This is a genomic window from Aeromonas sp. QDB25 (assembly GCF_027707725.1).
Classification (GTDB): domain Bacteria; phylum Pseudomonadota; class Gammaproteobacteria; order Enterobacterales; family Aeromonadaceae; genus Aeromonas; species Aeromonas caviae.
In genome coordinates this window covers 1-14262 of record NZ_JAPCIZ010000030.1, presented here as the reverse complement: position 1 = coordinate 14262, position 14262 = coordinate 1, and the positions used below count along the sequence as shown (strand labels likewise).

The window sequence follows — 14262 nt, the reverse complement described above, 5'->3', positions numbered from 1 at the left end:
GAATTTATTTGGCTAGAATCCCTCCCGCTCCTTGTGGGCAGGCTACGGAAAACCTCAACTAACGCACAAGAGACCAATAAAATGGCCAAATTTACCAAGACTCTGATCGCTGCCGGTCTGCTGGCTGCCTCCGCCACCCCGGCCTTCGCTGCCGACTACAGCGGCGACATCCACAAGAACGACTACAAGTGGATGCAGTTCAACGTGATGCACACCATCGACCAACGTCCTTTCACTGCAGGTGCTGAAGATTACAACGACACCTACTTCGAAATGGAATTCGGTGGTCGCTCCGGCCTGTTTGACCTGTACGGTTACGTCGACGTCTTCGATATCTTCGACTCCCGTCACAGCGACAAGCACAAGGGTCAGAACCTGTTCATGAAGTTTGCGCCGCGTATGTCTCTGGATGCGCTGACTGGTAAAGATCTCTCCTTCGGTCCGGTGCAAGAGGTTTACATCGCCTCTCTGAACAACATCGGCGACAACCAGATGGAAAACATGATCGGTCTGGGTGCTGATGTACAAGTGCCTTGGTTCGGCAAAGTGGGCATGAACCTGTATGCTCGTCACGCCACCGAAAACCAGTTCTTCACCGAAGAAGAGGGTGAGTGGAACGGTTACTGGTTCGCCATGAACTGGTTCAAGCCTTTCTACACCTTCAGCAACGGCAGCTTCGTCTCCTATCAGGGTTACCTGGACTACGCCTTCGACTTGGACACCCACAACCGTGCTGACCGTACCAGCGACAACCTGGCTACCTTCCACGGTATCTACTGGCACTCCGACCGCTACGCCGTCGGTTACGGCCTGAAGTACTTCATGGATGCCTACGGCACCAAAGACGGTTCCACCGCCTACGACGGTACCCCGTGGAAGAGCTCTGGCTTCAGCCACTACTTCTCCGTGACCTACAAGTTCTAATCGAACTCGTCACACGGATACAAAAAACCGGAGCAGCTGCTCCGGTTTTTTTATGCCCTCATGCTGGCAGTGGGGGGAGAGCCGCGCCCTCCCCGTTCGCCATCAGTCGCGGAAGTTCTGGAACTGCATCGGCTGGCCCAGTTCGGCGCCACGCACCAAGGCCATGGTCTCTTGCAGATCGTCGCGCTTCTTGCCGGTGACCCGCACCTCGTCGCCCTGGATGGCAGCCTGCACCTTGATCTTGGAGTCCTTGATGAGCTTCACCAGCTTCTTGGCCACTTCCTTGTCGATCCCCTGCTTGAACTTCACGGTCAGGTGGAAACGTTTGCCGGAGTGGACGCTGTCACCCACATCCATGGAACTGTTCTCGATCTGGCGCTTGAGCAGGGCGCCGCGCAGGATCTCGACCATCTGCTTGAGCTGGAAATCGGCATCGGCTTCCAGCTTCACTTCTTCCTTGTTCAATTCGAAGCTGGCTTCCACACCACGAAAATCGAAACGGGTCGCCAGTTCACGGTTGGCGTTATCAACGGCGTTCAACACCTCGTTCATTTTGACTTCAGAGACAATATCGAATGACGGCATAGCCGGGCTCCTCATGCTGTACTTCAGGTTGTGCTGACAGGTGGGCAAATCTACCAGAAAACGGGCAAATTTGCTGATTTCGATGGGATTGCTCTGCTAGAATCCCCTGCGCACAGGAATGGTGAGACCCGTTAGAACCCGTTTAGGAGCGACCGCGAGAGGTCCGACACTCGGTGAAGTGCAGCCCAGACACCCGCATGTTCATGCATACATGAGGCTCCCTGGCTGCGCATGAACCTTGAGCACGACCCGGCAACCAGCTCATGCACCGGTTCCAGGTATTCACCAAGCGACATCTTCCCTTATCCCGGGTTGGCGGTTGACAGGATGGCAGCCCTTCCCATGATCGAGCCTCTTCATGCCAAGCGGATTACGCGACAACAACCTGAAAACACGCCGTCACCCTGTCTCTCCCGAGTGGACCTTGCTGGGCTGCGGCGCCCTGGGCGGCGTCTTCGCCTCCCTGTTGACCCAAAGCGGCCAAGCAACCCGCCTCCTGCTGCGCGAGCGCCATCGTGCCACCTTGCACCCCGGCGTCGACTTTACCTCACTTGAGGGGCATACCCAGCTCCTGGCCATCGAACGCGCCTTCATCGACAAGCCGGGCAGCATCAAACGCCTGCTGGTGATGACCAAGGCGGGGCAGGTGATATCGGCCCTCACTCCCCTGGTCGGGCAACTGGCGGCAGGGGTGCCCATCGTGCTGCTGCACAACGGCATGGGGATCGCCGATCAGGTGGTCGCACTCTTCCCCGACAATCCGGTGATCGCCGGCGTCACCAGCCATGGCGCCATGCAGAGCGGCCACTTCGTGTTCCGCCACACCGGCAAGGGGGAGACCTGGCTGGGCCCAATCAACGAAGCGGCCCGTGCCCATGCCCACCTCGCCGACGAGCTGGCCAGCGCCCTGGGTCAGGCCGGTTGGGATGAGCAGATCCTGACACGTCAGTGGCAGAAACTCGCCGTCAACTGCGCCATCAATCCCCTCACCGCGCTCTACAAGCTCAAGAACGGCGAATTGGCCGGTCCGCGTTTTGCCGATGCCCTGCAGCAAATCTGCGTGGAAGTGGCTGACGTCATGCGGGCCGAAGGTCAGCCCACCGGCAGCGAAGAGCTGCTGCGCCGCGTCATGATGGTGGTGGAGCTCACCGCCGACAATTACTCTTCCATGTATCAGGACATGGAACAGGGCCGCGAGACCGAGATCGAAGCCATCACCGGCTTCCTGCTGGGCAAGGCCGCCCTTCACGGTATCGCGGTGCCGGTCAATCAGGGCCTCTATCAGGCCGTCAAAGAGAAGCGCTGAGCAGAGCAGCTGGCAAGCAAGGAGTGCAGGATGAGCGTACTGGTACTGGTGGCCCCCGGGTCGGAAGAGATAGAGACGGTTGCCATCGTCGATACCCTGGTTCGGGGTGGCATCGATGTGGTGCTGGCCTCCTGCTGCCCCACAGGAGCGCGCCAGATCCGCGCCTCTCGCGGGGTGCAACTGGTGGCGGATTGCCATCTCGACGAGCTGACCACCCGTGACTTCGATGCCATGGTCGTGCCGGGCGGTCTGCCTGGCAGCGAAGTGATCCGCGACACCCCCCTCGCCATCGACCTGCTACGGGAGCAGGCAGGCCTCGGCCGCTGGCGCGCCGCCATCTGCGCCGCACCCGCCGTGGTACTGCACCATCACGGCTTGCTGGGGAATGCGAGCACCACCTGCCATCCGGGCTTTCAGGCCCGTCTGCCCGCGACACAATTGAGCACGGCGCGGGTCGTGACCGATGAAGCCCATCGCCTGATCACCAGCCTGGGCCCGGGTACCGCCATCGAGTTCGCCCTCGAGATAGTACGGGTACTGCGAGGTGACGAGGCAGCCCGTACGGTGGCCGGTCCCATGGTGTTGCCCCCTTCGGTGTTGCCATAATCGCATCAATCACTTCTCTGAAAACGGCAGAGCCCCCTTGTTTGGTCTATGTTGGCTGCTCTTGTGCTAGATAAAACAATCCGGGCTTCCCCGGCCTGGCACCGGCTGTTAACATGCGCCCCTTATGCCTGTTATGTGCTCTGGGGTGGCCGTCACGCCGCCCTGACCCTGCCCTGTGCGGCCTCTGCCGCCTGACTCCGGTTATGCCGACCGGCCGGTTTACCCGGCCATCAACAGCCAATCCAACCCTGTGATCCCCGCCATTTCCCCTGATTTGCGGGCCTGTGGCCATGGATCCTCAACGAGCGAGAAAATCCCCATGCTGGAACGTGCAAGACAAGAGTGGTTCTCCAACATACGGGGCGATCTGCTGTCGGGCATCGTCGTCGCCCTGGCGCTGATCCCGGAGGCCATCGCCTTCTCCATCATTGCGGGCGTCGACCCCAAGGTCGGCCTCTATGCCTCCTTCTGCATCGCCGTGGTCATCGCCTTCGTCGGCGGTCGTCCCGGCATGATTTCCGCCGCCACCGGCGCCATGGCACTCCTGATGGTGACCCTGGTCAAGGAACATGGCCTGCAGTATCTGCTGGCAGCCACCCTGCTCACCGGCCTCTTCCAGATAGCGGCGGGCTACCTCAGGCTCGGCAGCCTGATGCGATTCGTCTCCCGCTCCGTGGTGACCGGCTTCGTCAACGCCCTGGCCATCCTTATCTTCATGGCCCAGCTGCCCGAGCTCACCAACGTCACCTGGCAGGTCTACGCCATGACCGCGGCCGGGCTTGGCATCATCTATCTGTTCCCGCTCGTTCCCGTGGTGGGCAAACTGCTCCCCTCCCCCCTGCTGTGCATCGTCATCCTGACGGCGGTGGCCATCACCCTGGGCATCGACATCCGTACCGTGGGCGACATGGGTGAGCTGCCCGATACCCTGCCGGTCTTCCTCTGGCCCGACGTGCCCCTCAATCTGGAGACCCTGGCCATCATCTTCCCCTACTCAGCGGGGCTGGCGGTGGTGGGACTGCTCGAGTCCATGATGACGGCAGCCATCGTCGACGAGATGACCGACACTCCAAGCGATCGCAACCGCGAGTGCAAGGGTCAGGGGATCGCCAACATCGGCGCCGGTCTGCTGGGAGGCATGGCGGGGTGCGCCATGATTGGCCAGTCCGTCATCAACATCAAATCCGGTGGCCGCGGCCGCCTCTCCACCTTCGTGGCGGGGACCCTGCTCATCCTGATGGTGGTCTTCATGGATGAGTGGATCCGTCAGATCCCCATGGCAGCCCTGGTGGCCGTGATGATCATGGTCTCCATCGGCACGTTTTCCTGGGAGTCGGTACGCAACCTGAAGAGCCACCCCCTCTCCACCAACCTGGTGATGGCGACCACCGTCGCCGTGGTGGTCGCGACCCACAACCTGGCACTCGGGGTCTTCGTGGGGGTGCTGCTCGCCTCCCTCTTCTTCGCCCACAAGGTTGCCCGCGTCATGCTGGTCAAGAGCGACAGCGAGCGCAGCGGCGCCGTGCGTACCTATCTGGTGCGGGGCCAGGTCTTCTTTGCCAGCGCCGAGCAGTTCCTGGCCGGTTTCGATTTCAGGGAGGAAGTGGAGAAGGTGGTCATCGACCTGACGCACGCCCACTTCTGGGACATCACCGCCATCACGGCCCTCGACAAGGTGGTCATCAAGTTCCGCCGTGAGGGGAAAGAGGTGGCGGTCATCGGCCTGAACGACGCCAGTGCCACCCTGGTCGATCGCTTTGCCATCCACGACAAATGCCAGGAGGGAGAGCCCCTGCTGGCCGAGCATTGATCCCGGTGCGCCCCATGAGGGCGCTGCCTGCAAGCCATAAAAAAAGCCCGTCTCTCCCCATGAGATGGGCTTTTTTGGGCTGTTGGATCACAGTCAACACACGCGCCTCGGCGCGCCCATCCCGAGCCGATGCGGCAATGCGGGGTCATGACCTGCCGTCAGGGTGCAAGAGGGGCCAGGAAAGCAGGAACAGGGTGCCGCCCCGCCCGCCGGATTGGCAGACCGCACTGCCGCCGTGAGCCTCGGCAATGGCCTTGACCACGGCCAGCCCGAGCCCGCTGCCGCCACTCTTGCGTGAGCGTGACGGATCCCCCCGGCGAAACGCCTCGAAGATATGGGCGGCGACCTCCTCGCTGATGCCGGGCCCTTCGTCTTCCACGCTCAGGATGCACTGGGTGCCCGAACGATGCAGGCGCACGGTCAGCATGCCCGGCACCCCATGCTTCTGGGCATTTTCCAGCAGCGCCATCAGGGCCTGACGGATGCGAAGAGCATCGCAACAGACCCAGAGTTCGGCATCGAGCTCCCGCTTGATAGTGAAACCGCTCGCGGCCAGGGGGGTGGCAAACGCCTCAAGCACCACGGCAAGCTCGTCGGCCAGCCTGATCGCCTCTCGTTGCAGCTCCAGGTGGCCGCTGTCGTTGAGACTGAGTACCCGCAAGTCTTCGATCAGGTGGGTCAATCCCTCCACCTGGCGCAACAAACCTTCAAAGAGCGCACGTTCTGGCGGAAATACCCCTTCGGCCAGCCCCTGCAAGCGGCCACGCAAGATGGTCACCGGGGTGCGCAATTCGTGGGCGATGGCGGCATTCCAGAACTCCCGCTCACGGGTCATGCTCTGCAGCCGTTCGGCCATGGTGTTGAAGTCCCGCACCAGTTGCGCCGTCTCCCCGATCGCCTGTTCATCCAGCGGCACGCGCGCATCGAGTTTGCCCTCTGCCACCTCGCGCAGGCTGTTCGCCACCGAATTGAGCGGAGTCAGGATGCGGCGAGAGAGGCGCACCGCCACGTACAGCGCCATCCCCAATGCAATGAGAATGGTCGAGCCAATCCAGATCATCTCGACCCTGGAGGGCATCCAGCTCTCGGAAATGCTGCCAGGCACATAGGTCACGGCAATGGCGTAGAACACATAGGTGCCGATCACCGCGAGGCAGATGATGCCGAGCGCCATCAGCCCCAGGGAGTGGATGATCTGCCTGCGCAGGCCGGGGGCCGATCTCACGCATCGCCCCCGAAGCGATAGCCGACGCCCCAGACACTGGCGGGCACCCCCTGGATGCCCTGTGCCTCCAGCTTCTTGCGCAGCTTGCTGATGTGGCTGTCCACCGTGCGCTCCTGGGTATCCCCCTCCGGCAGGCAGTGGGTCAGCAGTTCGGCGCGGCTGAACACCCGCTTGGGTACCCGCATCAGGGAGGCGAGCAACTTGAACTCGGTCAGGGTCAGATCCAGCACCTGCTGCCCCTCATCGCGGCAAATGCTGGCCTCGTGGCTCTCCAGATCGATCTGGAAGGGGCCGACCCGCAGCACCCGGGCCGTGGCCTGTTTCGCTGCCTGGCTGCGTCTGAGCACCGCCTGTACCCGGGCCACCACTTCGGCCGGGTTGAAGGGTTTGACCACATAGTCATCCGCCCCCATGTGCAGCCCCATCAGCTTGTCGAGGTCCTGATCCAGGGCGGTCAGCATGATCACCGGCGTGTCGCCACGGGCCCGGATCTCGCTGAGCACCTGCCAGCCGTCGAGCTGCGGCATCTGCACATCCAGCAGCAGGAGATCGGGTTTGCATGTCTGGTGCATGGCCAGGGCTTCGCGGCCATCGGCGGCATGCAAAGTGCGCAATCCGTGGCGTTGCAGGTAAGCGGCGAGGATGTCGGCTATCTCGGCTTCATCCTCTGCAATCAGTACCAGTGACTGGGCCGCCGGGTTGGCGGAAGCAGGAAGATACGACATGGTCGGCCTCGAAAATGGGGGGTTTGAACTTTATCACCGCCTCCATGGATTCTCCACAAAGCCTCGAATCATTCGCAATAGCCCCTCTCCATAATGCCCGCTCGATGTGCTCTCGCGGCAGCACCATGCCCGGGAGGCGGTTTAACGAGGTGAATATGATGTTTGTCAAACAGCGGTATGCGGGCACCCTGCTCGCCGTCATTGCCGCATTCGGGTTGGCAGGTTGCGATGGGGCGTCGCAAGCGCAAGATGCGCCGGCCTTTCCTCAGGTGTCGGTGATGACGCTGGCAGGTCAGGACCTGGTCATCAGCGAGGATCTGCCCGCCCGGGTAGCCGCGGTGCGCAGCGCCGAAATTCGGGCCCAGATCAGCGGCATCGTGCAGCGCCGCCTGTTCGAGCAGGGTGCCGAGATCAACGCTGGCACCGTGCTGTTCCAGATAAATCCGGCCCCCTTCAAGGCGGATGTCGACAGCGCCGCCGCCGCATTGCAGCGCGCGGAGGCCGTGCTGGCCCGCGCCCGTATCCAGATTGACCGTCTGGTGCCGCTGCTGCGCACCGAGGCCATCAGCCGCCAGACCTATGACGATGCGGTCTCCCAGCGTGATCAGGCGGCCGCCGACGTGGCTCAGGCCAGGGCGACCCTGGCCCGGCACCAGCTGAACCTGCAATTTGCCAGCGTGGAGGCCCCCATCGCCGGGCGCATCGATCAGGCGCTGGTGAGTGAAGGGGCCCTGGTGTCCCCCACCGACGCCACCCCCATGGCCAGGATCCAGCAGATCGATCAGGTCTACGTCGATGTGCGTCAACCAGCCTCTGTGCTCGACACCCTGCGCCAGCAGGCTGGTTCGACGGCACCGGAACTGGCGGTGGACATCCTCGGCAGCGACGGCAAGCCGCTCGGCATGCAGGGGCACATCCTCTTCTCCGGCATCGAGGTGGATGCCGGGACCGGCGACGTACTGCTGCGGGTACTGGTGGACAACCCGGAGCGGCGGCTCTTGCCCGGCCTCTACGTGCAGGCGCGCATTCCCCGGGCTCACTATGCCAACGCCCTGAGCGTGCCTCAGCAGGCGGTGGTGCGCACATCGGGCCAGACCAGCGTGTGGGTGCTGGATGGCCAGGGGCAGGCACAACTGGTTCCGGTCAACACCGCTGAACTGGTGAATAGCCAGTACCGCATCACGTCCGGGCTCAACGCCGGACAGCGGGTGGTGATCGAGGGGATCGACCGCCTGACCCCGGGGACGCAAGTCATTGCCCATCCCTGGCAATCCCCCGCCGTCAGCCAGCAGGCTGACGCCGGTAACCGTTGAATCGGAGACATTTCATGCCGCAGTTTTTCATTCATCGCCCGGTGTTTGCCTGGGTGATCGCCCTCTTCATCGTGCTGGCGGGGGTCATCGCCATCCCCAAGCTGCCCATCTCCCGCTATCCCTCGGTGGCGCCGGTGTCGGTGACCCTCTATGCCACCTATCCGGGCGCCACGCCGCAGACCCTGAACGATGCGGTGGTGAGCCTGATCGAGCGCGAGCTGTCGGGGGTGAAGAACCTGCTCTACTTCGAGTCGTCGGTAGATGCCTCCGGCAGCGCGCAGATCACCGCCACCTTCAAGCCGGGCACCGATCCGGAGCTGGCCCAGATGGACGTGCAAAACCGCATCAAGGCGGTCGAGCCTCGCTTGCCACAGGCGGTGCGGCAAACCGGCCTGCAGGTGGAGTCCGCCTCGTCCGGTTTTCTGATGATGGTCGGCATGACTTCACCGGATGGCCGCTTCGATGAGGTCGCGCTGAACGACTACATGGCCCGCAATATCGTGCAGGAGCTGCGCCGCATCGACGGCGTGGGGCGAGTGCAGCTGTTCGGCGCCGAGCAGGCCATGCGCATCTGGGTGGATCCGGGCAAGCTCGCCGCCTACGGGTTGACCATCAGCGAGGTGGCGCAGGCCATCGAGCAGCAGAACGTGCAGATTGCACCGGGGCGCCTCGGCGACGAACCCGCCCTGCCTGGCCAGCGACTGACGGTTCCCCTCACGGTACAGGGGCAGCTGACCACTCCCGAGGCATTCGCCGCCATCGTGCTGCGGGCCGGTAGTGATGGCGCCAAGCTGGTGCTGGGTGACGTGGCCCGGGTCGAGCTGGGGGCGCAATCCTACGCCTTTTCCAACCGCGAGAACGGGGTGGCTGCCACCAGCGCCGCCATCCAGCTCTCCCCCGGCGCCAACGCCGTGCGCACCGCCGATGCGGTACGCACCCGTCTTGCCCAGCTCTCGCCAACCCTGCCGGCGGGCATGGCCTATTCGATCCCCTTTGACTCGGCCCCCTTCGTCAAGGTCTCCATCGACAAGGTGATCCACACCCTGCTGGAAGCCATGGTGCTGGTGTTCCTGGTGATATTCCTCTTCCTGCAGAACCTGCGCTACACCCTGATCCCGGCCATCGTCGCCCCCATCGCCCTGCTCGGCACCTTCGCGGTGATGCTGCTGGCCGGCTTTTCCATCAACTCCCTGACCATGTTCGGCATGGTGCTGGCCATCGGCATCATCGTCGACGACGCCATCGTGGTGGTGGAGAACGTCGAGCGCCTGATGGCCACCCAGGGGCTATCGCCCAGGGAGGCGACATCGCGGGCCATGAAGGAGATCACCGGGGCGGTGATCGGCATCACCCTGGTGCTCACGGCGGTGTTCATCCCCATGGCGTTCGGCAGCGGCTCCGTGGGGGTCATCTACCAGCAGTTCACCCTGTCGATGGCGGTGTCGATCCTGATTTCCGCCTTCCTCGCCCTGACCCTGACGCCGGCGCTCTGCGCCACCCTGCTGAGTCCGGTCAGCCCGGATCACCATGAGAAGCGCGGCTTCTTCGGCGCCTTCAACCGGGGCGTCGAGCGGCTCACCGCAGGCTACAGCGTTCGGGTCACCCGGCTGGTCGGGCGCAGCGGACGGATGATGGCGGCCTTCCTTGCCCTCTGCGCCGTGCTGGCCATTACGGCCACCCAGCTGCCCTCCTCTTTCCTGCCGGACGAGGATCAGGGCTACTTCATGACCTCCATCCAGTTGCCGACCGGCGCCACCAGCGAGCGCACCCTGGCCGTCATCAAGGAGTTCGAGGCCCATGTGGCCTCTCGCGAGGCGCTCGACACCAACCTGGTGGTACAGGGCTTCAGCTTCTCCGGCGCCGGCCCCAATGCGGCCATGGCCTTCACCATGCTCAAAGAGTGGGACCAGCGCCATGGTGCCACGGCCGCCGAAGAGGCGGAGCTGGCACAGGCCGCCATGGCCAACAGCAAGGAAGGCACTGTGATGAGCCTGTTGCCGCCCGCCATCGACGAACTGGGCACCTCTTCGGGTTTCACGCTCTTCCTGCAAGACAGGGCCAACCAGGGGGAGGCCGCGCTGCTGGCCGCCCAGGCGCAACTGCTGGCACTGGCGGCCCAAAGCGAGGTGGTGAGCGATGTCTATCCGGACAGCCTGCCCCCCGGCGAGAGCATTCACCTCGAGATCAACCGGCAGAAGGCCGAGGCCATGGGACTCTCGTTCACCAGCGTGAGCAGCACCCTGTCGGCGGCGATGGGGTCGCTCTACATCAACGACTTTCCCAACGGCGGGCACATGCAGCAGGTCATCCTGCAGGCCGACGCCAAGGCGCGCATGCAGCTCGATGACGTACTCGGCCTGCGGGTGCGCAATGCCAGCGGCGGCATGGTGCCCCTGCGGGAGGTGGTGACGCCGACCTGGCGCCAGTCGCCGCAACAGATGATGCGCTTCGAGGGCTTCCCCGCCGTGCGTCTCTCCGGGAGTGCCGCCCCCGGGGTGTCCAGTGGCGCCGCGATGGCGGAAATGGATCGCCTGGTGGCGCAATTGCCGCCAGGCTTCGCCCTGGCCTGGACGGGACAGTCGCTGCAGGAGCGCCAGTCCGCGGCCGAGGCCCCCCTGCTGATGCTGCTGTCGGCGCTGGTGGTCTTCCTGGTGCTGGCCGCGCTCTACGAGAGCTGGTCCATTCCGCTCTCCGTGATGCTGGTGGTCCCCCTGGGCCTGCTCGGCGCCGTGGCGGCGGTGATGCTGCGCGGCATGCCCAACGACGTCTTCTTCAAGGTGGGCATGATCACCATCATCGGCCTGTCGGCCAAGAACGCCATCCTCATCGTGGAGTTTGCCCGCCAGTTGCACGGCGAAGGGCGCTCGCTGCTTGATGCGGCTGTGACCGCCGCACGCCTGCGTCTGCGCCCCATCCTGATGACGTCGCTGGCCTTCACCCTCGGTGTGGTGCCGCTGATGCTTGCCAGCGGTGCCAGCGCGGAGACCCAGCATGCCATCGGCACCGGCGTGTTCGGCGGCATGATCAGCGGCACCCTGCTGGCCATCTTCTTCGTGCCGGTCTTTTTTGTCTTCGTCATCGGCACCCAGGCGCGCATTCAGGCCTGGAGGGCCAGACGAGCCACGCAGCGGAGAGCGTCATGATGTTGCCCCCTGATGTCTGGCGCTCGGCAATGCCGGCAGGGGGCTGCAGGGAGTGGCTCTCAGCCCTCACTTCCAGTGTCATCACGGGCGCTGTGGTGGCGGCCAAGGTGAGAAGGCATGGGCTGGCAGGAGAGCACGGGAGGCGGGATTATCGTCACTGGCGGCAGCAATCTAACGGCCCAGACAATGACAGCGTTCAGACAACAGAGGCCATCGAGACCGTGAAAGAGACAGGCTCGGCGTTCGAGCCAGACATCCACCGGACTGACGGGCAGCCTGGCCGTGCTCGTCCGCATCTTGTTGGCCACCATTGAAGGAACTGACGGGTGGGAGAGCCCCGCTCAGGTTGTCACTCAATGGCACCTGCATGTAGGTGCGCGAATACGAAAAAGCCCAACTGAATAAATCAGTTGGGCTATATAGATGGCGGAGGAGGTGCCCGCCGCAATCAAGTCCAATCAACTCCACGCAAACCCAGCAAATCCTTTACCATCAATAGATTAGACACAAACACTGTCCAATTCACCCCAATCACATATTACCACTGCGCATGCCTGGTGGCATACTGCGTGGCATATTCAATTCTCAAGGAGGTTACCTGATGGCGATCCTCACCGATACCAAAGCTCGTAGCATAAAGCCGGAAGATAAACCCCTTGCCCACGGTGGCGTTACAGGCTTGACGCTACACCCTTCTACCGCCAAGGGCAGAGGCAAGTGGGTATTCCGCTATGTCAGCCCACTTACAAAGAAACGGCGGAATGCTGGTCTCGGGACTTACCCCGAGATCTCCATCGCTGACGCAGCTCGAGACGCACAGGCAATGCGGGAACAGCTGGCGAATAATCTGGATCCGCTAGAGGTCCGGCTTCAGGAGCAGAACAAACCGAAGATCCCGACGTTGGAAGCATCTGCCAGATTAGTCTACGAAAGCTTGCTACCCGGCTGGAAGAACCCCAAACATGGTAAGCAATGGATCACCACATTGGAGCAATATGCCTTTCCTACCATTGGCGCTATCTCGATTGATGCGATTACCCCAGCTCATATCGCTTCCGTTTTGCAACCGATATGGCTGACGATCCCGGAAACAGCAAGCCGTGTTAAGCAGCGCCTACACGCAGTGATGGCTTGGGCATGGGCCCACGGCTATACCTCTGCAAACCCAGTAGATGTGGTTGGCCACTTACTACCGGCACAACCCAGCAAGTCTGTGCGGGTAGAACATCAGCCTGCGATGCCTTGGCGTGATATCCCTGCATTTGTGCAAAAACATCTGAGAACAACGCAACAGTACGATGTAACCCGCTCCATGCTGGAGTTCTTGATCCTGACTGCTTGCCGTTCAGGTGAAGTCAGAGCCATGAAGTGGTCAGAAGTCGATTTGGAGGCAAGGGTCTGGACTTTGCCTGCCGAGCGTATGAAAGCCAAACAACAACATCGTGTTCCGTTATCTCTTCGTGCCGTCGAAATCCTGAAAGGGTTAAGGGGATTACATGACGAGTTGGTATTCCCATCCCCCAGAGACCAAGTACCGCTCTCAGACACAGTGTTGACGATGTTTCTGAGAAGAGCCAAAGCAGGGAGTTGCACACCTGGCCGAATGGCCACTGCTCATGGCTTTCGTTCTAGCTTTCGAGACTGGTGCAGCGAGCAGGGCTATGCGCGGGATCTCGCTGAACGAGCATTAGCTCACACAGTGCAGAACAAGGTAGAAGCCGCCTACCACCGCACGGACTTGCTGGATCAGCGGCGTCCAATGATGGATGCGTGGGCTGAGTTTGTATCCGGTAATTCACCAACTGAATAAGAAGGAAGCGGCCCACCAAGGCCGCTTCCTTCTATGTTCTTTTTTTTAGCTTTTCTTAGCCGTTGATGACATCTTGCCAAACCAGTGCTCAGAGAGTTTCTGCGCTTGTTTGACTTCCGGCTTGGTCATCGCGGCCTCGAGTTCATCACGGGCCCGTACAGCCTCAGGCATTCCTTCTGTCGCCGCCAGTGACAGCCAAGCATAAGCATGCACCCGGTTACGAGGTGCCCCCAAGCCTTCCTCACGCAATGTCCCCATTCGGTATTGGGCTTGGCGGTCGCCCTGCTGGGCCGCTAGGCGATACTGCTTGAGAGCAAGCGCGTAATCCTCTTTTCCCCCTTGTCCCAGACGCAGCATTTCACCGTAGGTGTACTGGGCGAGAATGTGTCCTTGTTGGGCGGCCTTGGCATAACTGGCTCTGGCCTGCGCCAGTTCACCTTATTTATGCTGTAAATCCACCAGCTCGAACAACGCCTTGGGTACGCCACCGTCAGCAGCCTTCCCTAACCAATAGATCTGCTGTTTCCGGTCTACCTGCAGCACCCGCAGTAGATACTGCTGCCCACCCTTGCTGGGTACTCGTTGCTCATCGAACACAACGATCCCGGACAACGCTCGAACCCTGGCAAAATCTCGCTCTATGGACCAAGGCGAGACGCCAAACACGTCTGCGGCTTCACGGGCGCTGATTGCTCGCGGCTGTTCCCCCGGTGTCAGAATAGTTGTCGCCTAATCTGAATAATCTAAATGTGAAGACCGGGGGCGGATAAAGAGTGTCGAATGGCTCGTTATTCAAGTGAGCGCAAGGCTGCTTT

At 62.1% G+C, this 14262-nt stretch carries 10 protein-coding genes and 1 pseudogene; 7 read left to right on the top strand and 4 right to left on the bottom strand.

The features are described from left to right. Positions 1-81 precede the first annotated feature (81 nt). Positions 82-924, top strand: a complete 843-nt coding sequence (locus PG883_RS12160) for a nucleoside-specific channel-forming Tsx family protein (protein WP_041211271.1) — start codon at positions 82-84, stop codon at positions 922-924. A gap of 102 nt (positions 925-1026) precedes the next feature. Here the strand turns inward: PG883_RS12160 and PG883_RS12155 are convergent, their stop codons facing one another. Then, positions 1027-1509, bottom strand: coding sequence for a YajQ family cyclic di-GMP-binding protein (locus tag PG883_RS12155; protein ID WP_010673357.1), 483 nt, complete (start codon positions 1507-1509; stop codon positions 1027-1029). 358 nt (positions 1510-1867) lie between these two features. Here PG883_RS12155 and PG883_RS12150 point away from each other — a divergent pair, with 358 nt between their 5' ends. From PG883_RS12150 to PG883_RS12140, 3 genes are all read left to right on the top strand, one after another. Beyond that, positions 1868-2815, top strand: coding sequence for a ketopantoate reductase family protein (locus PG883_RS12150; protein ID WP_039040714.1), 948 nt, complete (start codon positions 1868-1870; stop codon positions 2813-2815). 30 nt (positions 2816-2845) lie between these two features. Beyond that, positions 2846-3421 (top strand): DJ-1 family glyoxalase III, encoded by a 576-nt coding sequence (locus tag PG883_RS12145; RefSeq protein ID WP_052816332.1) that lies wholly within the window; start codon positions 2846-2848, stop codon positions 3419-3421. A gap of 319 nt (positions 3422-3740) precedes the next feature. Next, entirely contained in the window at positions 3741-5231 is a 1491-nt protein-coding gene (locus tag PG883_RS12140; RefSeq protein WP_052816333.1) for a SulP family inorganic anion transporter, read from the top strand. A gap of 145 nt (positions 5232-5376) precedes the next feature. Here PG883_RS12140 and PG883_RS12135 read toward each other — a convergent pair whose 3' ends face one another. Together PG883_RS12135 and PG883_RS12130 are read right to left on the bottom strand one after the other, a co-directional pair. Then, a complete protein-coding gene (locus tag PG883_RS12135) occupies positions 5377-6456 on the bottom strand; it encodes an ATP-binding protein (RefSeq protein WP_270807238.1) in 1080 nt (359 codons plus the stop codon). Beyond that, positions 6453-7181 carry a response regulator gene (locus PG883_RS12130; protein WP_270807237.1) on the bottom strand — a complete coding sequence of 243 codons (729 nt, stop codon included), beginning with the start codon at positions 7179-7181 and terminating at the stop codon, positions 6453-6455. The genes PG883_RS12135 and PG883_RS12130 overlap by 4 nt, the downstream gene beginning before the upstream one ends. A gap of 155 nt (positions 7182-7336) precedes the next feature. Here PG883_RS12130 and PG883_RS12125 point away from each other — a divergent pair, with 155 nt between their 5' ends. From PG883_RS12125 to PG883_RS12115, 3 genes are all read left to right on the top strand, one after another. Continuing rightward, positions 7337-8494: an efflux RND transporter periplasmic adaptor subunit gene (locus PG883_RS12125; RefSeq protein ID WP_270807236.1), complete on the top strand. Its 1158-nt coding sequence runs from the start codon at positions 7337-7339 to the stop codon at positions 8492-8494. Positions 8495-8508: 14 nt separating this feature from the next. Then, entirely contained in the window at positions 8509-11637 is a 3129-nt protein-coding gene (locus PG883_RS12120; protein ID WP_052816337.1) for a multidrug efflux RND transporter permease subunit, read from the top strand. A 601-nt stretch (positions 11638-12238) separates the two neighbouring features. Beyond that, a complete protein-coding gene (locus PG883_RS12115) occupies positions 12239-13447 on the top strand; it encodes a tyrosine-type recombinase/integrase (protein ID WP_113738890.1) in 1209 nt (402 codons plus the stop codon). Positions 13448-13492: 45 nt separating this feature from the next. On the opposite strand, the pseudogene PG883_RS12110 reads toward PG883_RS12115, so the two are convergent. Continuing rightward, positions 13493-13996, bottom strand: a pseudogene (locus PG883_RS12110) (tetratricopeptide repeat protein); the annotation flags it as partial. Between the last annotated feature and the right edge of the window lie 266 nt (positions 13997-14262).

Bases quoted from the DNA above. Each gene is read 5' to 3' on its own strand.
- PG883_RS12160 (WP_041211271.1), top strand. From the start codon at position 82: ATGGCCAAATTTACCAAGACTCTGATCGCTGCCGGTCTGCTGGCTGCC.
- PG883_RS12155 (WP_010673357.1), bottom strand. From the start codon at position 1,509: ATGCCGTCATTCGATATTGTCTCTGAAGTCAAAATGAACGAGGTGTTG.
- PG883_RS12150 (WP_039040714.1), top strand. From the start codon at position 1,868: ATGCCAAGCGGATTACGCGACAACAACCTGAAAACACGCCGTCACCCT.
- PG883_RS12145 (WP_052816332.1), top strand. From the start codon at position 2,846: ATGAGCGTACTGGTACTGGTGGCCCCCGGGTCGGAAGAGATAGAGACG.
- PG883_RS12140 (WP_052816333.1), top strand. From the start codon at position 3,741: ATGCTGGAACGTGCAAGACAAGAGTGGTTCTCCAACATACGGGGCGAT.
- PG883_RS12130 (WP_270807237.1), bottom strand. From the start codon at position 7,181: ATGTCGTATCTTCCTGCTTCCGCCAACCCGGCGGCCCAGTCACTGGTA.
- PG883_RS12125 (WP_270807236.1), top strand. From the start codon at position 7,337: ATGATGTTTGTCAAACAGCGGTATGCGGGCACCCTGCTCGCCGTCATT.
- PG883_RS12120 (WP_052816337.1), top strand. From the start codon at position 8,509: ATGCCGCAGTTTTTCATTCATCGCCCGGTGTTTGCCTGGGTGATCGCC.
- PG883_RS12115 (WP_113738890.1), top strand. From the start codon at position 12,239: ATGGCGATCCTCACCGATACCAAAGCTCGTAGCATAAAGCCGGAAGAT.